General features: G+C 35.3%; 25 protein-coding genes and 1 pseudogene. 9 read left to right on the top strand and 17 right to left on the bottom strand.

Features of this window, described 5'->3' with window-relative positions; all coding sequences use genetic code 11:
* The first annotated feature begins 120 nt into the window (after positions 1-120).
* The gene (locus AC1Q8N_RS25640) at positions 121-1,101 is read left to right on the top strand and encodes a metal-dependent hydrolase (RefSeq protein WP_048542102.1); all 981 of its coding nucleotides are present in this window, start codon (positions 121-123) and stop codon (positions 1,099-1,101) included.
* Between the two features lie 24 nt (positions 1,102-1,125).
* Here AC1Q8N_RS25640 and AC1Q8N_RS25635 read toward each other — a convergent pair whose 3' ends face one another.
* Entirely contained in the window at positions 1,126-1,392 is a 267-nt protein-coding gene (locus AC1Q8N_RS25635; protein ID WP_000997857.1) for a YfhJ family protein, read from the bottom strand.
* 123 nt (positions 1,393-1,515) lie between these two features.
* Here AC1Q8N_RS25635 and AC1Q8N_RS25630 point away from each other — a divergent pair, with 123 nt between their 5' ends.
* Positions 1,516-1,674, top strand: a complete 159-nt coding sequence (locus AC1Q8N_RS25630; protein ID WP_000517891.1) for a small, acid-soluble spore protein K — start codon at positions 1,516-1,518, stop codon at positions 1,672-1,674.
* Between the two features lie 46 nt (positions 1,675-1,720).
* Positions 1,721-1,873 (top strand): YpzG family protein, encoded by a 153-nt coding sequence (locus AC1Q8N_RS25625; RefSeq protein WP_000122093.1) that lies wholly within the window; start codon positions 1,721-1,723, stop codon positions 1,871-1,873.
* Between the two features lie 64 nt (positions 1,874-1,937).
* Here the strand turns inward: AC1Q8N_RS25625 and AC1Q8N_RS25620 are convergent, their stop codons facing one another.
* Positions 1,938-2,255, bottom strand: a complete 318-nt coding sequence (locus AC1Q8N_RS25620; protein WP_001057030.1) for a YfhH family protein — start codon at positions 2,253-2,255, stop codon at positions 1,938-1,940.
* 10 nt (positions 2,256-2,265) lie between these two features.
* On the bottom strand, positions 2,266-3,078 hold the full coding sequence (gene recX / locus AC1Q8N_RS25615; protein ID WP_000268506.1) for a recombination regulator RecX: 813 nt from the start codon (positions 3,076-3,078) through the stop codon (positions 2,266-2,268).
* Positions 3,079-3,159: 81 nt separating this feature from the next.
* Here recX and AC1Q8N_RS25610 point away from each other — a divergent pair, with 81 nt between their 5' ends.
* From AC1Q8N_RS25610 to AC1Q8N_RS25595, 4 genes are all read left to right on the top strand, one after another.
* Positions 3,160-4,065 carry a TIGR01777 family oxidoreductase gene (locus tag AC1Q8N_RS25610; RefSeq protein WP_060486947.1) on the top strand — a complete coding sequence of 302 codons (906 nt, stop codon included), beginning with the start codon at positions 3,160-3,162 and terminating at the stop codon, positions 4,063-4,065.
* A 140-nt stretch (positions 4,066-4,205) separates the two neighbouring features.
* Complete coding sequence (locus tag AC1Q8N_RS25605; protein ID WP_098049420.1) at positions 4,206-5,336, top strand: amidohydrolase; 1,131 nt, start codon at positions 4,206-4,208, stop codon at positions 5,334-5,336.
* 241 nt (positions 5,337-5,577) lie between these two features.
* On the top strand, positions 5,578-6,135 hold the full coding sequence (locus AC1Q8N_RS25600) for a GNAT family N-acetyltransferase (RefSeq protein ID WP_000914737.1): 558 nt from the start codon (positions 5,578-5,580) through the stop codon (positions 6,133-6,135).
* Positions 6,136-6,245: 110 nt separating this feature from the next.
* The gene (locus AC1Q8N_RS25595; protein ID WP_000358487.1) at positions 6,246-6,365 is read left to right on the top strand and encodes a YfhE family protein; all 120 of its coding nucleotides are present in this window, start codon (positions 6,246-6,248) and stop codon (positions 6,363-6,365) included.
* A 369-nt stretch (positions 6,366-6,734) separates the two neighbouring features.
* Here the strand turns inward: AC1Q8N_RS25595 and AC1Q8N_RS25590 are convergent, their stop codons facing one another.
* The 13 genes and pseudogenes from AC1Q8N_RS25590 to AC1Q8N_RS25530 all read right to left on the bottom strand — a co-directional run bounded on the left by AC1Q8N_RS25590 (position 6,735) and on the right by AC1Q8N_RS25530 (position 22,085).
* Positions 6,735-7,901 carry a diglucosyl diacylglycerol synthase gene (locus tag AC1Q8N_RS25590; protein WP_098079787.1) on the bottom strand — a complete coding sequence of 389 codons (1,167 nt, stop codon included), beginning with the start codon at positions 7,899-7,901 and terminating at the stop codon, positions 6,735-6,737.
* 412 nt (positions 7,902-8,313) lie between these two features.
* Positions 8,314-9,045, bottom strand: a complete 732-nt coding sequence (gene pflA, locus AC1Q8N_RS25585; RefSeq protein WP_000589742.1) for a pyruvate formate-lyase-activating protein — start codon at positions 9,043-9,045, stop codon at positions 8,314-8,316.
* Between the two features lie 67 nt (positions 9,046-9,112).
* Positions 9,113-11,362, bottom strand: a complete 2,250-nt coding sequence (gene pflB, locus AC1Q8N_RS25580) for a formate C-acetyltransferase (RefSeq protein ID WP_098079790.1) — start codon at positions 11,360-11,362, stop codon at positions 9,113-9,115.
* Between the two features lie 339 nt (positions 11,363-11,701).
* The gene (locus tag AC1Q8N_RS25575) at positions 11,702-13,249 is read right to left on the bottom strand and encodes a glycosyltransferase family 2 protein (protein WP_048542155.1); all 1,548 of its coding nucleotides are present in this window, start codon (positions 13,247-13,249) and stop codon (positions 11,702-11,704) included.
* Positions 13,242-14,207 carry a UDP-N-acetyl-alpha-D-glucosaminuronate decarboxylase gene (locus AC1Q8N_RS25570; RefSeq protein ID WP_048542109.1) on the bottom strand — a complete coding sequence of 322 codons (966 nt, stop codon included), beginning with the start codon at positions 14,205-14,207 and terminating at the stop codon, positions 13,242-13,244. Before AC1Q8N_RS25570 ends, AC1Q8N_RS25575 begins: the two co-directional genes overlap by 8 nt.
* Positions 14,204-15,445 carry a nucleotide sugar dehydrogenase gene (locus AC1Q8N_RS25565; protein ID WP_098079792.1) on the bottom strand — a complete coding sequence of 414 codons (1,242 nt, stop codon included), beginning with the start codon at positions 15,443-15,445 and terminating at the stop codon, positions 14,204-14,206. The genes AC1Q8N_RS25570 and AC1Q8N_RS25565 overlap by 4 nt, the downstream gene beginning before the upstream one ends.
* Positions 15,438-16,982 (bottom strand): glycosyltransferase family 2 protein, encoded by a 1,545-nt coding sequence (locus AC1Q8N_RS25560; RefSeq protein ID WP_141520051.1) that lies wholly within the window; start codon positions 16,980-16,982, stop codon positions 15,438-15,440. The genes AC1Q8N_RS25565 and AC1Q8N_RS25560 overlap by 8 nt, the downstream gene beginning before the upstream one ends.
* 13 nt (positions 16,983-16,995) lie before the next feature.
* Positions 16,996-17,190, bottom strand: coding sequence for an LSm family protein (locus tag AC1Q8N_RS25555; protein WP_000899469.1), 195 nt, complete (start codon positions 17,188-17,190; stop codon positions 16,996-16,998).
* A 16-nt stretch (positions 17,191-17,206) separates the two neighbouring features.
* Positions 17,207-17,608, bottom strand: coding sequence for an LSm family protein (locus AC1Q8N_RS25550; RefSeq protein ID WP_000335522.1), 402 nt, complete (start codon positions 17,606-17,608; stop codon positions 17,207-17,209).
* 167 nt (positions 17,609-17,775) lie between these two features.
* Positions 17,776-18,591, bottom strand: a complete 816-nt coding sequence (locus AC1Q8N_RS25545; protein ID WP_048542111.1) for a hypothetical protein — start codon at positions 18,589-18,591, stop codon at positions 17,776-17,778.
* A gap of 237 nt (positions 18,592-18,828) precedes the next feature.
* Positions 18,829-20,082, bottom strand: a complete 1,254-nt coding sequence (locus AC1Q8N_RS25540; RefSeq protein ID WP_098079113.1) for a serine hydrolase domain-containing protein — start codon at positions 20,080-20,082, stop codon at positions 18,829-18,831.
* Positions 20,083-20,336: 254 nt separating this feature from the next.
* The gene (gene nagE, locus AC1Q8N_RS25535) at positions 20,337-21,830 is read right to left on the bottom strand and encodes an N-acetylglucosamine-specific PTS transporter subunit IIBC (RefSeq protein WP_000938876.1); all 1,494 of its coding nucleotides are present in this window, start codon (positions 21,828-21,830) and stop codon (positions 20,337-20,339) included.
* Between the two features lie 141 nt (positions 21,831-21,971).
* A pseudogene (locus AC1Q8N_RS25530) lies at positions 21,972-22,085 on the bottom strand (transcriptional regulator).
* A gap of 69 nt (positions 22,086-22,154) precedes the next feature.
* On the opposite strand from AC1Q8N_RS25530, the gene glsA reads away from it, so the two are divergent.
* A complete protein-coding gene (gene glsA / locus AC1Q8N_RS25525) occupies positions 22,155-23,084 on the top strand; it encodes a glutaminase A (RefSeq protein ID WP_001149862.1) in 930 nt (309 codons plus the stop codon).
* Between the two features lie 175 nt (positions 23,085-23,259).
* Positions 23,260-23,601 (top strand): DUF3969 family protein, encoded by a 342-nt coding sequence (locus tag AC1Q8N_RS25520; protein WP_000766602.1) that lies wholly within the window; start codon positions 23,260-23,262, stop codon positions 23,599-23,601.
* A gap of 22 nt (positions 23,602-23,623) precedes the next feature.
* Here the strand turns inward: AC1Q8N_RS25520 and AC1Q8N_RS25515 are convergent, their stop codons facing one another.
* Entirely contained in the window at positions 23,624-23,782 is a 159-nt protein-coding gene (locus AC1Q8N_RS25515) for a hypothetical protein (protein WP_098079798.1), read from the bottom strand.
* Positions 23,783-23,788: the final 6 nt, after the last annotated feature.

The following is a 23,788-nucleotide window of genomic DNA, read 5'->3' as shown; positions in this document are numbered from 1 at the left end:
AGTACTATTATAAAGATTTTAGGAAAAAATTTAAGTAAGATGACATAGGAAATAGAAGGCAAAGGACTTGAGGTATCGAATAAAAAGAGTTACATTAATAAAAAACGGAGGTGGATTTCTATGGACACAGCCACTCACCTTGTTATGGGCGTTACTCTAGGCAGTTTGGCAACGTTAGATCCAGCCATAGCACAAAGTGATATTGGGCCACAAGCAGTTATGCTTGCTACAATTGCCGGTTCCAATATTCCTGACATCGATACAGTTTTAAAATTGCGTAATAACGCTAAATATATAAGAAATCATCGCGGGATTACTCATTCCATTCCTGCAGTGATTCTTTGGTCATTCCTTATAAGTGGCATCTCTTTCGCCTTCTTTTCAGACGCTCCATATTTGCATCTACTACTTTGGTCATTTATTGCCGTCTTTCTTCATGTCTTTGTAGATATTTTCAACGCCTACGGTACCCAGGCATTACGGCCCTTTACAAAAAAATGGGTAGCGCTCGGCATCATTAATACATTTGATACCGTCATTTTCTTTATCCACCTACTCGCGATTGCTTGTATGCTTGTAGGTTCCCATAAAGGATATACTGCCTTAGCAGCGTATATATTGATGATTATTTACTATATCGGACGGATTATGATGCATAGAAACATACGTAGCGTCGTATATAAACGTTTCAATCATGTGGAGAAAATAATCATTTCCCCTTCTTACAGATTTTATCATTACCATTTAGCAATCGTTACAACTGATTATTACTACGTTGCTAGATGGCATCGTGGTAACATCATGATATATGATAAGTTTGACCGGGTACCGTTCCCAGATAATGCTATTATGCGCGCAGCTAAACAAGATGAAAACATCTCAGCATTTCTATCTTTCTCCCCTGTGTATCGCTGGGACATTTTCGATTATGATCATTATTACGAAGTTCGCTTCATTGATTTGCGCTATCGCAGTAAAGATTATTATCCATTCGTTGCAATCGTTCAACTCGACCACAATTTAAATATTATTAGTTCCTATACAGGATGGATTTTTAGTGAAGAAAAACTTCGAAAAAAACTGGAATTACTTCCACATTAAAAAAAGCGACTTAAGTCGCTTTTTTTAATGTTTCAAATGATCTTCTTGATTGATTAAATGGCTATATTTCGGATTATTTGTACGCATTTCATGAAGGCGACCTCCATGATTATTAATCCATGTTCGTACCACTTGTTCAGTCATTTCATCACCTTGATAACGACCTGATTTAGCATAAGTTGTTTGAAAGTCTTCCCACAATAATTCAACCCACGCACGAGCTTGTGCGTAAGAAAGTTTGTCATTTTTGTCTAACAATTCTTTTGTTAATGTTTCGTGAATATCATTCATGTTCTATTCTCCTTTTACCTATTTATTCCCTTAATTTCTAAAGGATAGTTTCCTCTATTTTGCACATTCTATAAGTGATACTTCTTAAAGAGGTATCAACTGATGATGAGGAGGGCGTTCGCAATGGGTAAACAAGCCGAATTTTGGTCTGAGTCAAAAAACAACAGCAAAATCGATGGTCAGCCGAAAGCGAAATCACGCTTCGCTTCGAAACGACCTAACGGCACAATTAACACGCACCCACAAGAACGTATGCGTGCTGCAAATCAGCAGGAAGAATAGTTCAGGTACAACCTAAAAAATTAACTTCCTACACGAGGTGATAAAGATGAGCTACCGTGATCGCTTAGATAGTCGTTCTGAATTATTTAACCATACGTGGACTCGTCCGAAACATGCAAAAGCGCAAGTTAACGGACAGACGCAACAAACCCAGTCTCTCATTATACTGGCGAATGAATGTAAAAAACGCCAATTTTAGAATCTCCTATCTCCTGTAACGCCTACCAAAGATGAAAACCAGAGAGATATTCGCTCTCTGGTTTTCATTTTTCTTGCAATAAAGAAATCGGTATTCCAATCTCTTCATTATCATTTTGCTTATGTCCCCAAGCAAATACCCCGTTGAAATACGTAATTTCAAATAATATACCAGGTTCTTCTACTAATTCATATGTCTCACCAATATGGAATTTGTTTATATCAGTCATATAAGCACGAGCCATTGCCATCTTGCGCATTAATACATCGAACTCATTTACAATACCAAGCTGCTCTGCCTTTATTGCTTGCTCTTTCAAAACCCCAATTTCTTCCCTTAGCTCATGTGGTGTCATTTCACTGTAGCGCTTTGGCATATTCATCTTATTCCCCTCATCCCTCTTCACGTTTCATCTGCAAAAATATCTCTATTTCATCAATAGAGAACCCTTTGCGATATAACGCTTGTTTCATCTTATTTTCGAATGTCCATCCATCATACTTCTTATATTTCTCATAATATTTATTCCCATGATAGTGTAACGCTTCTTGTTGCTGTTCGTCATCTTTTTCGTCTTTCAATTCTTCCAAACAAATTTGAATCACATCTCTAGAATATCCTTTACGAACAAGCATTTCGTCTAACTTTAGCTTCATTTGTAAAAAGGAATGCTTTTGATAAGACCTTTTCTTCTTTTCTATAAGAAGTAAAGCATTCTCAATTTGCTTTTCCTTCGGATATTCTTGTAAACTATGTGTAATGATTAGATCCTGAACACCTTTATTTAATAACTCTCTTTTAATAACAGTCGGACCCTTTCGATTCACATTACTTTGCGTTCGCGTATATAAAACAGCGTACTCTTTATCATTAATATATCGATCATGTAATAATTTCGAAACGACTTCAGAGATGACGGCCTGTCCCACTTCTTTTTTTCGTAAATAGTCTTCTACTTCTTTTTTTGTTCTCATTTGATAGGATAGATAGGAAATTGCTTGTAAATATGCTTTTTGTACCTCTTCATTGTATAAAATATTCCCTAACGCTATTTCATCAATTTCTAATCCTTTTTGTAATCCATGTTTCATTAAGATTACTTGATCCACACTAAATCCGTATTCTTCACCTTGACCTTTATCAATATAAATATTAAATCGTTCTTTCGATCGTTTTTGCACTTCTATTTTTGTAATGACAGCCATACTCTCACCTCTCTATTATTTTAACATAGTCAAGGAACGTTTTTGCTTTTCAAGAATATATATAATGAGGAGGAAATAATTGTGAGAATCGCAATTTCCGGTGGTACCGGCTTTATCGGTAAATACCTTTCTACTTTTTTTATTCAAAAAGGATATAATGTTTACATTCTTACTCGAAACAAAACTACTGAAACTTCCCATCCTAACCTTCAGTATGTACAATGGACACCAGATTTACAAACCTTCCCCCTCTCTTCTATCGATGTAGTTATTAATCTAGCTGGAGAGTCTATTAATAGTAGATGGACAAAGAAACAAAAGGAATCCATTTTAAACAGTCGAATTCAAACAACAAAAGGACTCATTAAACAATTGCAAACACTTGGTACAAAGCCAAATACATTTATTAACGCAAGTGCTATTGGATACTATGGAACGTCTGAAACTGAGTCTTTTACAGAACAGCATGAGATTCCTGGAAATGACTTTTTAGCAAATACAGTATATTCATGGGAACAAGAAGCATCTAAAGCACGCTCTCTTGGAATGCGAACAATCTACGCAAGACTTGGAGTTGTATTAGGCGCAGACGGAGGAGCTCTTCCCAAAATGCTACTCCCCTATCAATTCTATATTGGAGGTACAATTGGATCTGGAAACCAATGGTTATCATGGATTCATATAGACGATGTCGTTCGCCTAATTGATTTCATCATACACAAAGAAGAAATTGATGGCCCTTTTAACATCACAGCTCCCCTACCTATAAGAATGAAGGAATTTGGAGAAACCATTGCAACTATAATGAAAAAACCTCATTGGTTACCTGTCCCTTCATTTATGCTTCACACTTTATTAGGTGAGATGAGTATACTTGTACTCGAAGGACAACATGTATTACCTAGTAAAGCAATTGAACATGGGTATCAATACACATTTCCGGCAATAGACCATGCATTACAAAATATACTTTCGCATACAATGTAGTACTTCTAAAATACAGTTTTACAGGGTCCCCTTTCAAAACTTTCATTTTCTAGAATCCGGAGCATTATTACACAAATAACCTTTCAGTTACTTTCCCTTAAATTCCATTAACATTGTAAAGTAACAGAAATGAGGTACCTATGAAAATATTGCTCAAACAAGCCATTGTCTATCCTATTACATCCCAAAAATTTCAAGGGGATGTACTCGTTATAGGAGAAAGAATTGCCGAGGTCAAGCCTTCCATTCAACCTACTCAAGATATGACAGTTATAGACGCTCGTGCTCTTCATCTTTTACCTGGATTTATTGATGTCCATACTCATCTTGGTCTCTATGATGAAGGTACTGGTTGGGCTGGCAATGATGCAAATGAAACATCTGAAGTTTCAACACCACATATCCGTTCTTTGGACGGAATCCACCCTTTTGATAGTGCATTTCAAGATGCTGTACAAAACGGAATCACAACTGTTCACGTTATGCCAGGAAGTCAAAACATTATCGGTGGTACGACTTGTGTAATAAAAACAGCTGGAACTTGTATTGATCATATGATTATTCAAGAACCTGCCGGCTTAAAGATTGCCTTTGGAGAAAATCCTAAAAAGGTCCATAGTAATGGAACAAAAGAATCCATAACACGTATGGGAATTATGGGATTACTTCGGGAATCATTCTATGAAGCACAGCACTACGGGCATGAAGCTGATTTTCGAATGCTTCCTATCTTAAAAGCATTACGCCGCGAAATACCCGTACGTATCCACGCTCACCGAGCAGATGATATTAGTTCTGCTCTACGCTTTGCAACAGAGTTCAATCTCGATTTACGTATTGAACATTGTACAGAAGGACACTTTATTGTTGAAGAACTTTCGAAACACAATTTGAAGGTTTCAGTTGGCCCCACTCTTACACGCCGTTCTAAAATCGAACTTAAAAACAAAACATGGGATACTTACCATATATTATCGAAAAATGGTGTGGAAGTTTCTATAACAACAGATCACCCTTATACACCAATTCAATATTTAAATATTTGTGCTGCTGTCGCAGTAAGAGAAGGATTAGACGAAAAAACTGCACTAGAAGGAATCACCATATTTCCAGCACGAAATTTACGTTTAGAGGATAGAATTGGAAGCATTGAGGTTGGAAAAGACGCTGATCTTGTGTTATGGACTCATCATCCTTTCCATTATTTAGCCAAGCCTGTACTAACCATGATTGATGGAAAAATAATTTACAAAAAAAATAAAAAAAACTAGTTTATTTTTTTGACTAGATAAAGTATTATACGATTATAAACTGAATGAAACCATAATCAATTTGTGTCGTGATTATCATTTTCAAATTGATGAATGGGGAAGGCAAATGGTGCGCCACCAGCGTTAGAAACTGGTTCTAGTGGGTTCGATTCCCACCCCGAAATTTTTTAAAGATTGATATAAAAATTTCGAGGGTGGGGTGTTTTTTCGTCATGCTACCCTCGTGTGAGGAGGAGTTAGTATGTTGAAAAAACGCGACTTACACGACAGCCACGTTCTATACGAGTTAATGGTGGACCCAGCTGTCTTCCCTTTTGTGCGTCAAAAGGCTTATTCTTATGAAGAGTATTTATTTTTAACGAAACAAACGATTGAAGCTGAAGAGCGTGGGGAATTAATTTCACGCACAATTTTAGATGAATGGGGTAACCCTATCGGAACAATTACTTTATTTGATGTGCAAGAAAAAGCCGGATTTCTCGGAACATGGCTTGGCAAACCCTATCATGGAAAAGGCTATAATAAATTGGCGAAAGATTCATTTTTTAGTGAACTTTTCTATGAATTAGATATTGAAACAATCTTTATGCGTATTCGTAAAATAAATATTCGTTCTATTAAAGCTGCCGAAAAACTACAATATGTAAATCTAGCAAACGAAACAAGAAAAGCCGTTTATGATGAAATTAACGCAAATGAAGAAGTATATAACTTATATGAAATCCCAAAAGATCAATATACACTTGCTACAATGCGAGATACAACGTTCCAAGATGCTCACCAATTAAAAGAAGCATAATCTAAATTTCCAGAAAAAATAATTAATCATTAACATTTTACCATATACGTATATCACCCTATGTCTTTGGAAACGATAGATAGTGACTTTAGGACACGAGGTGATTTGTAATGGATAAAAAGAAACGTGACAAAACAAAAAACACATTATCTAGTACACAAGAAGTTCTTTACCAACGAGAATTTCGCAAAGCAGATCGCGCAGCGGGTTATCGCTCGAAAAGTATTTAAAGTGAGAATGAATAATTAGAAGTTTTCCCCCCTGATTATTCATTCTCATTACATATTTTTTCTACGTGATAGGATAGACAAAAAGGTTCCTTATTTATAAGGAACCTTTTTTGTGTGGATAACGTTATCCACACAATTTATAGAATTGTGAATAAATTCAACAAATCCTTCACAAGTTTATATGTTGTAACGCATAGTAAATGTTCGAATTGTGGATAGTTTTCTAAAAATTGTGGACAATGTGGATATAGTTGTTAATATTTCGACTTTACTGTTTAATGAAAACGTAATCTTCATGTGGATAAGTTACTACTTTATCTTATAAAACAATAAAGAACCCTCTTTAAACATATAAAAGAGGGTTTCATATTAAGTAAATAGTTGTGCAAGAGCAGGTGATTTAATAGGTATATGATTCGGTTCTACATGATTTTCTGTCAAAATTGTATCCACAATATGACCAGCTGGCTCCGGACGATAAATGCTTTTCATCGCTTCTTTCATTTGAAGAAGCTTCATATCATCTTGTAATAACGCCTCTGTCTTTGCAAAAACCTCACTATCATCACGAATGACAACTGCAGCTCCTTTTCTTTCAAAGTACATCGCATTTTCATTTTCTTGCCCTGGAACAGGCTTATATAAAATGACAGGTACTTGCAATGCTGCCGCTTCACTTAACGTAATACCGCCTGGCTTCGTAATCATACAAGAAGTAACACGGAATAATTCATCAATATTTTCAACATAACCAAATACTTTTAATGCATCAGGATTTTTTTCCTGTACTCCTAATAAATCCTGTTTTAATGCTTCATTCTTTCCACAAACGACAACTACTTGTAAATCAAGTAATGACATAAATGATTGGCATAGTTCTTTTACACTTCCTAATACCCCATGAGCACCTGCTACAATTAGTAAAATCTTTTTATTCTTACATAACTGATATTTATTATATATAATGTCTGGATTGATCTTGAGCTCAAAACTACTACGAATCGGAATTCCAGTTTCAACAATTTGCTCCGAGGGCACACCAATATCAACCATAATTTTTTTCACGTGATCCGTTGCTACAAAATAACGATCTACTTCCCGATGAATCCATATTTTGTGCACACAAAAATCCGTTAATACGTTATAAACAGGAATTGAAATACCTGTTTGCTTTTTTAACTCTGGTACAGCTATGATTGGAAAAGTATTAATAACAATATCCGGTTTCTCTGCTTGTAAAAGTAATTTCAAACGTTTTCTTCCAAAGTTCGCATACCAAGATGCTATTTTTTTATCATAAATTTTTTCTACGCCATAATAAAACAAGCGGTATAATTCTTTTCCTATTGTATAACTTTTTAAATATAAATATTTTGTAATATCGGTTATAACTGGATGTGATTCTCCGAACAAATCGCATACAATTACATCTTTAATTCCTTTTTGGCGAAATGTTTGTTCTAATGTTTTCGCTACTTGCACATGACCATTACCGTAATGTGCAGTTAATATTAAAACCTTGGGGTTTTTTATCAAACAAATCCACTCCTAGCTTATTGTTTCTCCATATTGCATATACGACAATAGGAAAAACATTTTCCTTAAAAATTACATAAACAGATTCTAATACTTCTCTTTCAGCTATGTACCTGTCGTGGATATGCAAAGCATATAAGATTGACCCCTTAATCCTATCTGTGCTCATATCTTTACATTATACTTTCCTATAAGAGCTTTCGCAATAACTTACAAATGTTCTCTATTCCATAATACTCACTCTTTTACTTCTTAATTCTTTTTACTATTTTGATTTCCCTTTACAATTATGTAAATTTCTCCACTTATTCCTTACAAAAATATGGATATTCTATTTTTAGTATACTCTTTTCTATATACATACTCTAGGTTTTATTGTAAAGAAAGCAAAAAGCCTAATCCAATATTTGGATTAGACTGCTTGTAAAATATGTCTTGCTTGCTCTACATTTTTTTCAGTAGGTGGTTCTACATTCGCGAGTGGATACTTATGCCCAAGTGCCTCCCATTTATATACACCAAGCTTATGATATGGTAGCACTTCAACCTTCTGAACATTAGACAGGCTTTGAATAAAGCTAGATAATTTTTGTAGATCCTCTTCATTATCCGTAACACCAGGAACTAATACGTGTCTTACCCAAATTGGTTTATTTTTATCCGATAAATAACGAGCAAATTGTAAAATATGTTCATTTGGTTTCCCTGTTAATTTACGGTGTTTCTTTGAATCAATATGTTTCAAATCCAATAAAACTAAATCTGTGTAATCCATTAAAATATCTAGCTTATTTTGGAATTCTGGTTCTTCAGAATAACAACCACCCGAAGAATCAATTGTTGTATGAATTCCAACTTCCTTACATTTCTTAAATAATTCAATTAAGAAATCTAGCTGTAATAATGGTTCACCACCACTAACTGTTATACCGCCTCCAGAAGCTTCAATAAAAGGAAGGTAACATGTCACATCCTGCATTACTTCTTCAACTGTTATTTCTTTTCCTTTACCTATCTCCCACGTATCAGCATTATGACAGTATTGACAACGTAATAAACACCCTTGTGTAAATATGACATAACGAATTCCTGGGCCATCAACAGTACCACAAGACTCTACAGAATGAATTCTTCCTTTTATCATGTTACTTCCTCCTTTATTGAAGCAGACCCCTCTTCGATTTATAAAAAGCAGAGGGACACTTTTTCACTTACATACTTTCATGCATTGTACGATTAATTACATCGATTTGTTGTTCACGAGTTAATTTAATAAAGTTTACAGCGTAACCAGATACGCGAATTGTTAATTGTGGATATTTCTCAGGATGTTCCATCGCATCCATTAATGTTTCACGATTAAATACGTTAATATTTAAGTGATGGCCTTCTTTTACTGCATAACCATCAAGCATTGATACTAAGTTACGTACTTGTACATCATCCTCTTTACCAAGTGCTTTTGGAATAATAGAGAATGTATTAGAAATACCATCTTGTGCATCTTCATATGGTAATTTAGCTACAGATAATAATGAAGCTAATGCACCTTTTGTATCACGACCATGCATTGGGTTCGCACCTGGTGCAAATGGTTCTCCAGTACGGCGACCATCTGGAGTGTTACCAGTTTTCTTACCGTATACAACGTTAGATGTGATTGTTAAGATCGACATTGTATGAACAGAATTTCTGTATGTTTTATGTTTACGAAGTTTATTCATAAATGTTTTTACAAGATTTACAGCGATTTCATCTACACGGTCATCATTGTTACCGTATTTAGGGAAATCTCCTTCGATTTCAAAGTCAACTGCAATACCGTTTTCATCACGAATTGGTTTTACTTTTGCGTGTTTAATTGCACTTAAAGAGTCTGCTACTACTGATAGACCCGCGATACCTGTTGCCATTGTACGAAGAACATTTGTATCATGAAGTGCCATTTCAATACGTTCGTAGCTATATTTATCATGCATGTAATGAATAACATTTAATGTGTTTAAATATAGACCTGCTAACCATTCCATTGTCATATCAAACTTACGCATAACTTCTTCATAATCTAATACTTCAGAAGTAATCGGTGCGTACTCAGGACCAACTTGTGCTTTAGATTTTTCATCTTTACCACCGTTAATCGCATATAGTAATGCTTTTGCTAAGTTTGCACGTGCACCGAAGAACTGCATTTGTTTACCAATTCTCATTGCAGATACACAACAAGCAATTCCGTAGTCATCGCCGTATTCAGTACGCATAATGTCATCATTTTCATATTGAATTGCTGATGTTTTAATAGACATTTTTGCACAGTAGTTTTTAAAGTTCTGCGGTAATTGTTTAGACCAAAGAACTGTTAAGTTTGGTTCTGGAGCTGGTCCTAAATTATCTAATGTATGCAAGAAACGGAATGAGTTCTTTGTTACTAATGGACGACCATCTAATGCCATACCACCGATAGACTCAGTTACCCAAGTTGGGTCACCAGAGAATAATTCATTATAATCAGGTGTTCTTGCAAATTTCACAAGACGTAATTTCATAATGAAGTGATCCACAATTTCTTGTACTTCTCCTTCTGTTAAAGTACCATTTGCTAAATCTCTTTCAATATAAATATCTAAGAATGTAGAAGTACGTCCAAGACTCATTGCAGCTCCATTTTGCTCTTTAATCGCTGCAAGATATGCGAAGTATAACCATTGGAATGCTTCTTGTGTGTTTGTTGCTGGCTTAGAAATATCAAAGCCATGAGAAGCAGCCATTTGTTTTAACTCTTGAAGTGCACGCATTTGCTCAGATAACTCTTCGCGTAAACGCATTGTATCTTCGCTCATTACACCGCCAGTTAAATTCAAATCAACTTTTTTCGCTTCAATTAAATGATCAATACCATATAATGCTACGCGTCGGTAGTCACCGATAATACGTCCACGTCCGTATGCATCTGGAAGACCAGTAATTACACCTGATTTACGTGCATTTCTCATTTCTGGTGTATAAGCATCGAATACACCTTGGTTATGAGTTTTTCTCCAATCTCTAAAAATACGACTAAGCTCTTTATCCATTTCGTATCCATAAGATTCACAAGCTTGTTCCGCCATACGAATACCACCATATGGTTGTAAAGAACGTTTAAATGGTTTTTCAGTTTGGAAACCGACTACTTTTTCAATATCTTTATTTAAATATCCTGGTTCATGTGATGTAATAGAAGAAACAATTTTTGTATCCATATCAAGAACGCCACCATTTTCACGTTCTTTCGTTGTTAAATCCATTACTTGATCCCAAAGTTGTTTCGTTGCTTCAGTTGCTCCCGCTAAGAAAGATTCGTCCCCTTCGAAAACGTTTACATTATTTAAAATGAAATCGCGAACATCAATCTCTGCTTTCCATTTTTCACCTTTAAAGTTTTCCCATGCGTTTTTAACATTTTCTAATACTTGAGTCATCCTAATCTCCTCCATTTTTGATTAGTACAGGACTAAGATTTTTTATATAACAGCTTACACACTTAGAATACTACTTTTTTGCTAAAGTGAACGAAATAGTTGTGACATGTTTGTGAAATGTTGAGCAAACTACTATATGCATAGTGTTAACTTCACTTGAAAGTCTTTATAATTAACCCTTTCCTTAATTGTATTTTTTTGGTATCCTTATATACGAGTCCTATTTTGTAATATAAGAAAAATACCCATTGTAGAGCTGTAATACTCTTATCTCCTAATCTGTTATAGTTTTTATAACAGAACAAAAAAGTGTACATATGTTGTACACTTTTTTTGTTACTACTCTAAAACATCTCTTTTTCTATTCCCATCATAGAATCCACCACGGCTACCTTCTAATACAATTAATTGCTCTAATCCTTCTATATGATCACCTATAATTCGCAAGACAGCTGGAGGATGACCTATTTTTGCAAAATGTTCACTGGGACGAATGCGGTTCATCTTATCGACCTCTACACGACTTACACACGCAATTTCGAATCCTGAAAGAATAGCTTTCACTTGCGCTACGCAAGGTGACAATAAAGACCTATACCCAATTGATTTCAAACACTTCTGGCTAAACGCATTAGGTACAGCGATAAGAGATCCTACTCCTAAATCTTTTCTATCACAAGCTAAATTTAATGCATATTTAAATGCAGTTACAAGATGAAGCGGTACTCTTAAATCTAAATAATGATTTAGATCATTTAATGCGACATCCATTCCATCTGCAATAGCTTTTGTAAATGGATATAGCTCACTAGCTGGAATAACAAAATCACCGTCTATAAATAATACAATTTCTCCTTTGGCGAAATAAGTCCCAAGTGAACGTCCCACATCGTTGCCAAGTGCTTCTTTATATACAATTGTTGTTGCTCCCTTGTCTTTTGCAATCGTTGCTGTTTGATCAGACGAACCATTTACAACAACGATAATTTCAAAAGGTTCAATTTTGCGAAGCTCTTCTATAACATTTCCAATTGTTTTCTCTTCATCTTGTACAGGAATAATGACCGATAATTGTTTTCCTTTATACAACTTAGATGTAACGCCCCATCCTTGATAAAAATCTTCGAAACTTAAAGTATGATAGACACACTCTCTTTTCCTATTTCCATCATAATACCCTCCGCGCTCATCAGTGCCTACTATTCGCTCCGCTACAGCTTCTATATGATCACCTATCATCCGTTTTTCAGATTGAGAAAGACCCGTGCCATACGCAGCATGCTCGGCCGGCCGAAATTTATTTGGCGTAATAACGTCAATTGCACAATGACGACTAATTCTCCATTTGCTTTGTACTAGGCGTAAATGAGCGACAATAGGATTAACGAAACATTCATATCCAATGCTTTGAACAACCTCTTTCGTCAACGCATGCGGTACAGCTAATAAAGAATCAATCTTTAATTCTTCGCGCTCTAATATTGCATTTAATATTTGGCGCCATACGGTAATAGAATGCGGTTTTTGTTTCTTTAAAAATAATGCGTCCAAATTATTTAAAACGATGTCGGCCTGATCATGTAAAATCGGATTCAGGAATAATTGTAATTTTGAAGTTTGAATAGCAAAATCTCCATCTATAAATAGTAATACATCACCTATCGCGTGTTTTGCGCCAATCGCGCGGCCAACATCGTTCCCTAGTAGCTCTGTATGCTTGATTACTTTACACCCTAAACGATCAGCAACCTCTTCTGTACCATCGTTACAACCGTTTGCTACTACAATAATCTCTATTGGATTTAATCCTTTTGCCGATTGGATAACATCTGAAATCGTTTCAGCTTCATTACATACAGGTATAATGACCGATAGTGACTTAGCCATTATTTTCTTCACGGAACCACTTAATAGTTTCTTTCAATCCTTCTTCCCACGTTACCTTTGCTTGAAACTGAACAAGTTCTCTTAATTTCGCAACATCTGGTCTTCTATTTGGAATTTCTTCAAAGCCATGTGGATATACCTCTTCAAAAGGAACTTGAATAATCTTTGAAGAGGATTTCGTTAGATTTTTAATTACTTCTGCTACTTCTTTTATACTCTTTTCATTCTCAGAACCTATGTTAATAATTTCACCATTTACCTTTTCATCCATTGCTCGAATCGTTGCCTCTACCGCATCACTTACATACGTAAAGCAACGTGTCTGCTCTCCATCTCCATATACGAGAATGTCTTCCCCTTGCAAAGCCGCACTAATAAATCGTGGGATTACCCCTGCATACGGACCATCTTTCGCTCTTGGACCATAAATATTAAAATAACGAACAATCGTTACCGGTAAACCTTCTAATGCGTATCCTAAACATAATGTTTCTTCTAATGTTTTACACACTGCATAACTCCAGCGTATTTTAGAAGTTGCCCCGTATAATCGATCTCCCTCTTCAGAGAAGGGTGGCTTTGCCTTACCATATACTTCTGAAGTAGAAGCAAAGACCACTTTCTTCTTTTCTTTTAGCGCTGCTTGTAAAATATTTCTCGTTCCATCAAAATTTGTTTCAATAAGCTCTATACTCTTTTCCATTGTCGTTTTCACGCCTAAAATTGCTGCTAAATGAAACACTACATCATGTTGGTTTACTAATTCATAAATAGAATTTTTATCTAAAACACTTATTGGAATAACTCGAATTTCTTTCATTAGCTCATCATGATATTTATTTTTCCCTTTATAGAAGTTATCAACGATCGTAACTCCATAGCCTCTTTTCACCAGCTCTTCAGCTAAATGTGAACCAATAAATCCTGCTCCACCTGTAATTAAACATTTCTTACTCATACACTCACCTTCTTTATAATTCCACGTGTATCTATTACTCGCTTCATTCCTTTAAAAAGCTTCCAATCGATATTAGAGTGATCAGTTAAAATTAAAATACAACCCGCTTGTTTAACCACTTGTTCATCCAAAGAAACAGATTGGTACACCTTATCTTCAAACTTTGCAGAAGAAATATATGGATCGTGATATTCGATTTCATATCCTTCTTTTATTAACAATTCAATAATTGGTAAAGCCGGTGATTCTCTCAAATCATTTACATCTTTCTTATACGCAATTCCTACAATTAAAACTGATGCAGGTGATTGCACCATGCCTTTTACTTTCCGGACTATTTTCTCTGGCATTTCTTCATTAATCACATGTGCAGCCTCAATTAATTGACTAATTTCCCCATTCCTTTTTATTCTCCATTGGAAATATAAAGGATCTACTGGAATACAATGTCCTCCTATTCCTGGTCCTGGCCAATATGGGGTAAATCCAAACGGTTTTGTAGATGCGGCTTCAAGCGCCTCATAAAAATCAATTCCTAAACTTTCACATAGTGTGTTTAACTCATTTACTAATGAAATATTGACTAGGCGCTGAATATTTTCAAACAACTTACACATTTCCGCTACTTTCGGAGAACTAACTGGAACAACGACATCAAATGTAGTGCTATATAACTCCTGTACTTTTTGTTTACACTTTTCTGTTTGTCCACTAATAACTTTTGGAATCGTTTGAACGGAATAGTGACTATTAGCCGGATCAATTCTCTCAGGGGAATATCCGATATAAAAATCTTCTCCTACCTTTTGACCTGCTTGAGAAATAATCGGAATAATAACTTCCTCGAGTGTACCTGGATATGTGGAGCTTTCAAAAATGAAGGTTTGTCCTTTTTGAAGGTTTTGTTGTATATAATGTGAGGCTGAAATGAGGGCACTTAAGTCTGGTTCTCTTTGTTCATTAATTGGTGTCGGGACAGTGACAATAACATAATCACTATTTTGAAAATCAGCAATGCCTTGATCCGGTGTGTTCACTATTAAATTTTTTTTCATCAATAAACTTTGTAACTCTTTAGAAGAAACATCCGGAATATAACTTTCTCCTTTTATAATTGATTCTATTTTTCTAATATCTTTATCTAACCCAAGTACTGTATGGCCTCTCTCTGCAAAATGGACTGCTAAAGGAAGGCCAACATACCCTAAGCCAATAATAGCTACTTTACTACTATTCATTTGTATTCTCTTCTTCCCTTCTCAAGTGTTGAATGATATCTCTATCTCTATCTCCATCCGTAAAGCCACCGCGTTCATCTGTACATTGTAATAAATACGCAATCGCCTCAATTTGATCCCCGAAAATACGATCAAATGCTGAAATACGCCCATTTACAAATTCGTGTTGCTCTGGACGTACTCGATTTGTTTTTATAACATCTACTAACTCTACTGCTGTAATAGAGAATCCTTCTAAAATAGCTTTCACCTGAGCTACTGGAGGAATCACAAGAGAATCATAACCAATTTTCTCTATTACTTTTTTATGCATAGCGTGTGGTACTGCTGTTAATGAGTTATTCCATAAATCTGGTCGCTTCGCTATCAAATTCACAAAATATTTTCCCATGCTAATTGGATCTGCTGGATGAAACATATCTAATAAACACTGTAAATCATTTAATACCACATCACTTCCATCTTCAATAGCACGCAAAAATAGAATTAAATTTGTTGCTGGAATAACAAAATCACTATCAACAAATAAACAAATATCTGCCGTAGCATACATGGCCCCTATCGCCCGTGCTACATTATGCCCAAGCACTTCCTCCAACTCAACAACAATAACATTCTCTAGCTTTACTTGTTTAATGGTCTTTACGGCAGCTCCATTCACAACAACTATAATTTCATCTACACCTGCTTTTTTCACTTCTTGTATAACAGACCTTATAGTTGTTTTCTCTTCTGATACTGGGATAATGGCACTATATTTCGCTTTTTTCTTTTGTAATAAAACTGGTTTATACTTTCCTACAAACTCCCTATCTTTATTGCCCTCTGAAAAACCACCGCGATTACCGTATGTTTCGATTACGTATTGTAAAGCTCGCAAATGATCCCCCATAATACGACTAGTCGCTTTCGGATAAGGAGAGCCAGGTGATGTGCCCGTATGGACAGGACGAACTTTATTTGTGTAAATGACATCAACTGAAGCCATATCAGAAATATCTACTCCTCTAGACATCGCCATCGCTTGAAATAGTGCTGGATCCGCTAAATTCCACCACCCTAGTTCTTCAATCACTTCACGACTTATCGCATGTGGTATCGCAATTAAAGATCCTACAACAAATTCTTTTTTGTTCAAATAACGGTTTAACATATATTTTCCAACCGTCGTATAATGCGGTCTCATCTTCAAATAAACGGACCATGTTAAATTATTTAAAACAATCTCATGTCCTTGCTGTATTCCTTTAATAAAATTGTATAATTCTTCACTTTTCATGACGATATCGCCATCTAAAAATAAAACAATTTCACCTTTTGCTTCTCTAGCACCAATTGCCCGTCCCACATCATTACCAAGAGAATATCTATAATAAATCACACGGCAATTATGCTGTAACGCTATTTCTTTCGTACCATCTGTCGATCCATTATCTACTATGATAATTTCATATGGTTCCAACTTCCTTACTTCTACTAAAACTTTTGATAAAGTACTTGCTTCATTATGCACTGGAATCACAACTGACACTCTCATACTTGTATCACGCTTACCCTTCCAAGCGAACATAAGCAATAATCGGAATACGTACAACTACATCTTCTGGTGGTCCATAAGAAGGAGAAGTACGAACAATTACTGCCCCATCCGTCACAGATAAAAGAACGCCTGCAATGATTTCTACAGCTGTCACAACTTGCACTAGTTCACCAACATGGTTACGTAATTCATCAGTAAATAACATATATAACTCTCCTTTCTTACACTTCTTTAATTGATATAATACTTGTAAATGGTAATAAAACTTCTGTTCCTATTCCTTCTTGCAATGTTAAGAAATCATCACCAACTGCTACAATCACACCCGTTAACTGTCCAACTGTCACAGTAATTTCTACGTTTTTACCCAAATATTGCTCTGCAATTTCTTTAAAAGGTGATGTATTACATTCTTTTAAAATGTTACAAATAATAGATTGGAATCTACTTGATTCAATAACTTCTTCCGTAGCTTGCTTAGAGTTTCTTTGAATAAATCTCGCGAAGTTTTGTGAAAATAAAAGTCTCTCCACAGCAGGCAATAACTTATTATCTAAAAAATAATCTAATTGTCTATTAAACAATCTCGATAGCTTTTTCCAATACTTACCGAACAAACACATACACTTCTCCTCCTATTATTTTTAAAGTATAAAAACACATCCATACATCTTAATGTATACAAAGCAGGCTTTTTTTGTGATAGGTAAGGCATACATTTTTCAAAGAAACCATCTTTTCTAGTCACACAAAAAAGATAGATGGTATCCCATCTATCTTTATGTATATTTTAATTTTTAATTGTAACAATGGCAGCTGCACTATAATAAACCGCTCGTGGTAATTCTGCCTGTTCACTTATAGAAGCTGTAACAAGTGAACCACCACTTGCCGAGAAATACTTAACAGCTTCTAAAGGAATACCATCTTCTTTTACATCAATATGCGTCCCATCTCGCCAATCTATTTTCTGCATTGTTGCTGAAAGGTCCCCAGTCACTTTACCAAATTCTTTACCATCCACTCCTAAAAAGATCCATTCCCACTTTGTTAAACTTAGTACTTGTTTCAATTCTCCAATTTTCTTTCCCTCTACATCGGAAAAAATATAGAAGTTACGTACTCCCATCTTCTTTTGAACACGCAATAATCTTTCTCCCGAATTATTATATAAATAAAATTGTTGCTTATGTAGTCCATTAACAAGAAAAGAGAGTACAGCTTGCCATACACTTTGAATCACAAAATCATACTCTTCTTTTAAAAATCCTACTGCACTGCCATCTAATCCAAAGTATGTAATTACTTGAAATACTCCTACTTCTTTGCGAACAACAAATTTTTGTTGCTCCAATAATTCAGAAGCCTCTATATTATAATTTTCCTGTTTGAGCATTTTTGATCTTCGTTTTTCTATAAAGCTATATATTAATAATCCAAATGCCGGTAGTACAACACCTATTAATTTCAGATTTTCTTTCTTCGAAGTGAATAGCATCCCTTTTTTATATTCCATCACTAATCCAATTGCGAGAATAATCCATACAATGACAGATACCCCAAAAATGCGTTTTGCATTACGTGCGTGATGCTTATGTATACTCATATCCTTCCCCCTTTTCCATTTACCCCGCTATTTGCCGGGCAGTAAGACCCCCATCTCAAAATTCGGCGAAAGCAAAGAAGTTAGGTGGGGGTCTTACTGCCCGAAAAAGCCCGATTGGTGAGGGCTAATAATCAGTTTGGGATGAAGCCCCCCCACTGATTAAAGTTTCACTTTATTTCATTATCCCATTGCACATACACTTCCTCAATAAAAAAGACTATCCAATAGGATAGTCTCTTACACTTCAATATTTCGCAACATCGTATAAATGTCGTTATTCACTTTACCAAACGATTTAATATTATTTTGAATGTTAGATAATAAAACGACATACACACTTCCGTTTTTACTAAATCCATTTAAACAATTCCATCCTGGCATTACACCGTGATTCGAATAACTTCCCGGGTCTACATACCAACCAAATCCGTAATCCTTTTTCACAGCCGTAAACATTTGATCATAACTCTCTTTTGAAATCAGCTTTCCAGAGAAGAGTGCTTCATTAAATAAATATAAATCATGTGCACTTGTATATATATCACCACAACCATATAGTTGTGACATACTTGGAATATTAGGTGTTGTCATATTGTTATTTACTATTTTATAACCTGTTGATGGGAACCTTGTTTGCTCTAACGCTTTACCGAAACCAGAATGTTTCATACCCGCAGTAGCAAAAATATGTTGTTTAATATAGTCTTCTAACGGTTGTCCACTTACCTTCTCAGCGATATAGGCGAGTATCGAATAGTTCGAATCGGAATATTTCCATTTCTCTCCTGGGCTCCCAACACGCTTTTGCTTTCCTATTCGTTTTATCAGTTCTTCATGAGAAATATCCTCTGTTCCTTGCTCATACTCTGGAATTCCTGATGTATGTGTTAGTAAATGCTTTAACTGAATCCCATTACCTTGAGGGAAATCTGGAATATACTTTGCAACCGTATCCTCTACATTTAATTTATTTTGATCCTTTAATTGCATAATAGCAGTCGCTACAAATGCCTTTGAAATAGAACCAATATAAAAAGTTGTCTCTGAATTATTCGGTACTTGTTTCTCTTTGTTCGCCATACCGTATCCTTTATTCAAAAGAACTTTTCCGTTCTTCACAATAACAGCTGTCCCGCTAAATCCTGCGTTTTGTAAATATTGATCTAATTGAGCGTTTTCATTAATTTCTTGAGGTGGTCCCTCAGCAGGCTTTTCCACAGCTTGTGCTTGCTTCACTTGTTTTTCTTGTTCTTCCTGCTCTTTTTGTTTTTGTACTTCTCGTTTCTTTTTTTCTTCTTCTTTCTTTTTCAGCTCTTCTTGTTTCTTCATTTCTGCCGCTGCTTTTAAAGTTTCTTCTTTCTTATTATGCGCAACAATTTTTGTATACATGAAATATACAAGTGAAAATAGTAAGACGAGAATGATTGTTCTTTTTATGTATACAATCGGCCGACGTGCTTTCCCATTCGCATTATTTTTTTCCTGATCCATGATTGCTTTTTTCCCCTTACTCACCAATAATTTACTTCCTCTACTAAAGATTTATTTTAGCAGATTATGGATACTCTATTCTATATCATCCCTACTTTATCACGCACTGCACATATTACCAACCTATATGTATAAAAAAGAAAAAGAAAATTTACAAAAGTAAGATTCCCGTTAAATCGTTAACATAAAAAAGAGGATATCCTCTAAAAAAATTGATGTTATCAATCTTTTGGGATATCCTCTTATCTCATTATTTATACGTGTTTTTTCATATCATCGGCAACAGATTCAACATTTGTACCTACGATAACTTGTACACTCGTGTTACTTAATTTCATAACACCTTTTGCACCAGCACGTTTTAATGCTGCTTCGTTTACTTGACCAGCATCTTTCACTTGTAAGCGTAGACGTGTTGCACAGTTATCAATAACTGTTAAGTTTTCTTTTCCACCTAAAGCTGCTACGTAAGTTTCACCAATTGAACCTGCAACTGGAGCTTCTTCACCTTCAGCTAGTTCCTCTTCGTCTTCACGACCAGGAGTTTTTAGGTCGAACTTCTTAATTAAGAAGTAGAATACTACAAAGTAAATTGCTGCGTAAATTAAACCGATTCCTGCAAGTAACAATGGTTTTGTTGCAATACCGAAGTTTAAGAAGTAATCGATTGCTCCGGCACTAAATGAGAAACCATCGTGAATGCCGAGTGTTGTTGTAATGAATAGAGACAGACCTGTTAATACAGCATGAATTCCATATAATACTGGTGATAAGAACATGAATGAGAATTCAATTGGTTCTGTAATACCAGTTAAGAATGAAGTTAATGCTAGACCACCTAACATACCTGTAACCATTTTACGTTTTTCTGGTTTAGCAGCTGCAATCATTGCGAAACATGCTGCTGGTAAACCGAACATCATGATTGGGAAGAAACCAGTCATAAACATACCTGCTGATGGATCTTTTGCAAAGAAGCGTGCAATATCACCATGAACGATATCGCCAGCTGCATTTGTAAAGTCACCAAGTACGAACCAGAAGTATGTGTTCATTACGTGGTGTAAACCGATTGGAATTAATAAACGGTTTAATAATCCGAATAAACCAGCACCAATTGAACCTAAGTTCACAATGCCATGTGCTACTGAATCAATACCACTTTGAATCGTTGGCCAAATTTGACCGAATACTAATCCTAAAAGAAGCATTACGATTGAAGTAATGATTGGTACGAAACGTTTTCCTGCAAAGAATCCTAACCATTCTGGTAGTTTAATCTTATGGAATTTGTTGTATAGTAATCCCGCAACAACCCCTGCAATAATACCACCGAGTATGGCCATATTAATTTTCGGCGTTAACGCCGCTGCTTTTGAAACCTTTGTCATTGTATCTGCTAATTTAGTTGGATCTACTGAACCTACTAAATCTTGAACACTTTTTAATTTATCATTTAACTCTGCTGCTGAATATGTCTTACTTAGAGCATTCGTTGTATTTTGTAAAACAAGATATCCAATTGCTCCGGCAAGTCCAGCTGCTCCACTACCATCAATAGACAAACCGATTGCAACACCAATTGCAAAAATAAGTGCTAAATTATCAAAAATTGCTGCACCGGCCTGTGCCATAACAGGAATGTTAAATACGTCTTCTTGTCCTAAACGAAGCAATAATCCTGCTGCTGGTAGTACGGCGATTGGAAGCATTAATGCTTTACCAATACGTTGTAGAAACTGCAACATTTTAATTCCCCCTATCAAATTTATGAAATCGTTATCATTATAAGTACGCCTTAGAAAACGCTTTCTATTTACATAACCATAATAACATATAGTTGTATAGATGTGTAGTTTTTATTTTCGAATTTTTTATGGATAAATCTCCTATTTCCAAACTGTTATATAAAAGGAAAATTCTCCTTTTTCAATACAGAATTATCAAAATGAAAGACCCACTATAGAACATGTAACTTTCGTTTTATCATTCCACCTTTTCATGTTATTATTTATTTCCGAGCATATCGGGAAAAGTAAACGTAGTTAATTCGAAATAGGAGCGTTGGTACTATGCAGTGCATTGAAACAAACAACTTACAACAGTTGTTAGAACAAGTAAAACCATATACGAAAAAAGGAAAGCTTGCTACTTATATCCCCGAACTAGGAAATGCAAATCCAGACGATTTAGGGATTGCCATTTTCCATAAAGAAACAGAATATATCCATGCTGGCAACTCACAAACACTATTTACTCTTCAAAGTATTTCAAAAGTAATTACACTTGCACTTGCCCTTTTAGATCGTGGTGAAGAATATGTATTTTCTAAAGTTGGAATGGAACCAACTGGTGATCCATTCAACTCTATTATTAAGTTAGAAACAACAAGTCCATCCAAACCACTTAATCCAATGATTAATGCGGGAGCACTAGCTATTACAAGCATGTTAACAGGAAAAGATAATGAAAAAAAAATGGAGCGCATCCTTCATTTTGTACGTGAAATAACAGATAATCCTACCATTAATTATTCTTCTAAAGTTGCCAATTCAGAATTAGAGACAGCTTACTTAAACCGTTCACTTTGTTACTACATGAAACAAAACGGAATTATCGATTGTGACATCGAAGAACTTATGGATTTATACACTCGACAATGTGCAGTTGAAGTAAACTGTATCGATTTAGCACGTATCGGCTTAATTTTTGCGATGGATGGCTATGATCCATATAAGAAAAAGCAAATTATCCCTAAACATATTACAAAAATCTGTAAAACATTTATGGTTACATGCGGTATGTATAACGAGTCTGGTGAATTTGCGATTCGTGTTGGTATCCCCGCAAAAAGTGGTGTAGCTGGTGGTATTTTCGGCTGCGTAAAAGGAGAAATGGGAATTGGTATTTTCGGACCAGCTTTAGATGCAAACGGAAATAGTATCGCTGGTTTTAAAATTCTTGAACTTCTTTCTGCTCAAGAAGGTTGGAGTATTTTTTAATTCATAGTTATCCTGCTATACTAGCAGGATTTTTTTATTTCATAAAACCCTCAACTTTATCGGCTATCCATCCCCTTATAAAAACCGTACTGAAAGTTTCTCTATATCATGCATATTTGCTCCCCCCTCCTGAATAATATAGTACAACCTAGCGCTATATGTGGAGGTGTGAAAGATGAAACTAATATTTCAAATGGAAAAACAGCCTGTTCTTGAAAAAACAATTCTTCTTTTTATATTGAGTATTGTAGAAAGCTTGAAGTTAAAAGTTGTTTCACTCGATGAAGCTCACCGATACATATTCAATTTAGAAGTGCTTGAACTACTAATGGATCGGAACATCGATGATCAAGTACTTGAACTCATCCATTTCGGAATGGGACTTGAAGACATTCATCATGTGCTTCCTGAAGAACTTGAACATACTATCGAAGAATTAAAGTGGCTTTGCATTCAAGTTCTAAGTGAATACAGTATGCATGAAGAATCGGAACAATTAATTGAAGATATACGTTAAAAAAGCACCTATTTAGGTGCTTTTAATGTTTTTTCAAAATATTTTTATACGTCTCAATATTTACTGGTAGTTCTTCCTCTTCTAAAGTATGTTCATTTACATCTTTATGAATGAACGCACCTTTAGGCGGTTGATGGTCATGCCCTTTTTTCTTATGATCAAATGCTTTTCCGCGTCCCATACGGAT

It is taken from the genome of Bacillus sp. GW823-FHT06B01 (genome assembly GCF_058952315.1).
This window is presented reverse-complemented; position numbering and strand designations above follow the sequence as displayed.

Bases quoted from the DNA above. Each gene is read 5' to 3' on its own strand.
- AC1Q8N_RS25640 (WP_048542102.1), top strand. From the start codon at position 121: ATGGACACAGCCACTCACCTTGTTATGGGCGTTACTCTAGGCAGTTTG.
- AC1Q8N_RS25565 (WP_098079792.1), bottom strand. From the start codon at position 15,445: ATGAATAGTAGTAAAGTAGCTATTATTGGCTTAGGGTATGTTGGCCTT.
- AC1Q8N_RS25620 (WP_001057030.1), bottom strand. From the start codon at position 2,255: ATGAATATGCCAAAGCGCTACAGTGAAATGACACCACATGAGCTAAGG.
- AC1Q8N_RS25560 (WP_141520051.1), bottom strand. From the start codon at position 16,982: ATGAGAGTGTCAGTTGTGATTCCAGTGCATAATGAAGCAAGTACTTTA.
- AC1Q8N_RS25520 (WP_000766602.1), top strand. From the start codon at position 23,260: ATGAAACTAATATTTCAAATGGAAAAACAGCCTGTTCTTGAAAAAACA.
- glsA (WP_001149862.1), top strand. From the start codon at position 22,155: ATGCAGTGCATTGAAACAAACAACTTACAACAGTTGTTAGAACAAGTA.
- recX (WP_000268506.1), bottom strand. From the start codon at position 3,078: ATGGCTGTCATTACAAAAATAGAAGTGCAAAAACGATCGAAAGAACGA.
- AC1Q8N_RS25515 (WP_098079798.1), bottom strand. From the start codon at position 23,782: ATGGGACGCGGAAAAGCATTTGATCATAAGAAAAAAGGGCATGACCAT.
- AC1Q8N_RS25550 (WP_000335522.1), bottom strand. From the start codon at position 17,608: ATGTGTTTGTTCGGTAAGTATTGGAAAAAGCTATCGAGATTGTTTAAT.
- pflA (WP_000589742.1), bottom strand. From the start codon at position 9,045: ATGATAAAAGGAAGAATTCATTCTGTAGAGTCTTGTGGTACTGTTGAT.
- AC1Q8N_RS25605 (WP_098049420.1), top strand. From the start codon at position 4,206: ATGAAAATATTGCTCAAACAAGCCATTGTCTATCCTATTACATCCCAA.
- nagE (WP_000938876.1), bottom strand. From the start codon at position 21,830: ATGTTGCAGTTTCTACAACGTATTGGTAAAGCATTAATGCTTCCAATC.
- AC1Q8N_RS25595 (WP_000358487.1), top strand. From the start codon at position 6,246: ATGGATAAAAAGAAACGTGACAAAACAAAAAACACATTATCTAGTACA.
- AC1Q8N_RS25625 (WP_000122093.1), top strand. From the start codon at position 1,721: ATGAGCTACCGTGATCGCTTAGATAGTCGTTCTGAATTATTTAACCAT.
- AC1Q8N_RS25545 (WP_048542111.1), bottom strand. From the start codon at position 18,591: ATGAGTATACATAAGCATCACGCACGTAATGCAAAACGCATTTTTGGG.
- AC1Q8N_RS25575 (WP_048542155.1), bottom strand. From the start codon at position 13,249: ATGGCTAAGTCACTATCGGTCATTATACCTGTATGTAATGAAGCTGAA.
- AC1Q8N_RS25540 (WP_098079113.1), bottom strand. From the start codon at position 20,082: ATGGATCAGGAAAAAAATAATGCGAATGGGAAAGCACGTCGGCCGATT.
- AC1Q8N_RS25600 (WP_000914737.1), top strand. From the start codon at position 5,578: ATGTTGAAAAAACGCGACTTACACGACAGCCACGTTCTATACGAGTTA.
- AC1Q8N_RS25630 (WP_000517891.1), top strand. From the start codon at position 1,516: ATGGGTAAACAAGCCGAATTTTGGTCTGAGTCAAAAAACAACAGCAAA.
- AC1Q8N_RS25555 (WP_000899469.1), bottom strand. From the start codon at position 17,190: ATGTTATTTACTGATGAATTACGTAACCATGTTGGTGAACTAGTGCAA.
- AC1Q8N_RS25570 (WP_048542109.1), bottom strand. From the start codon at position 14,207: ATGAGTAAGAAATGTTTAATTACAGGTGGAGCAGGATTTATTGGTTCA.
- pflB (WP_098079790.1), bottom strand. From the start codon at position 11,362: ATGACTCAAGTATTAGAAAATGTTAAAAACGCATGGGAAAACTTTAAA.
- AC1Q8N_RS25635 (WP_000997857.1), bottom strand. From the start codon at position 1,392: ATGAATGATATTCACGAAACATTAACAAAAGAATTGTTAGACAAAAAT.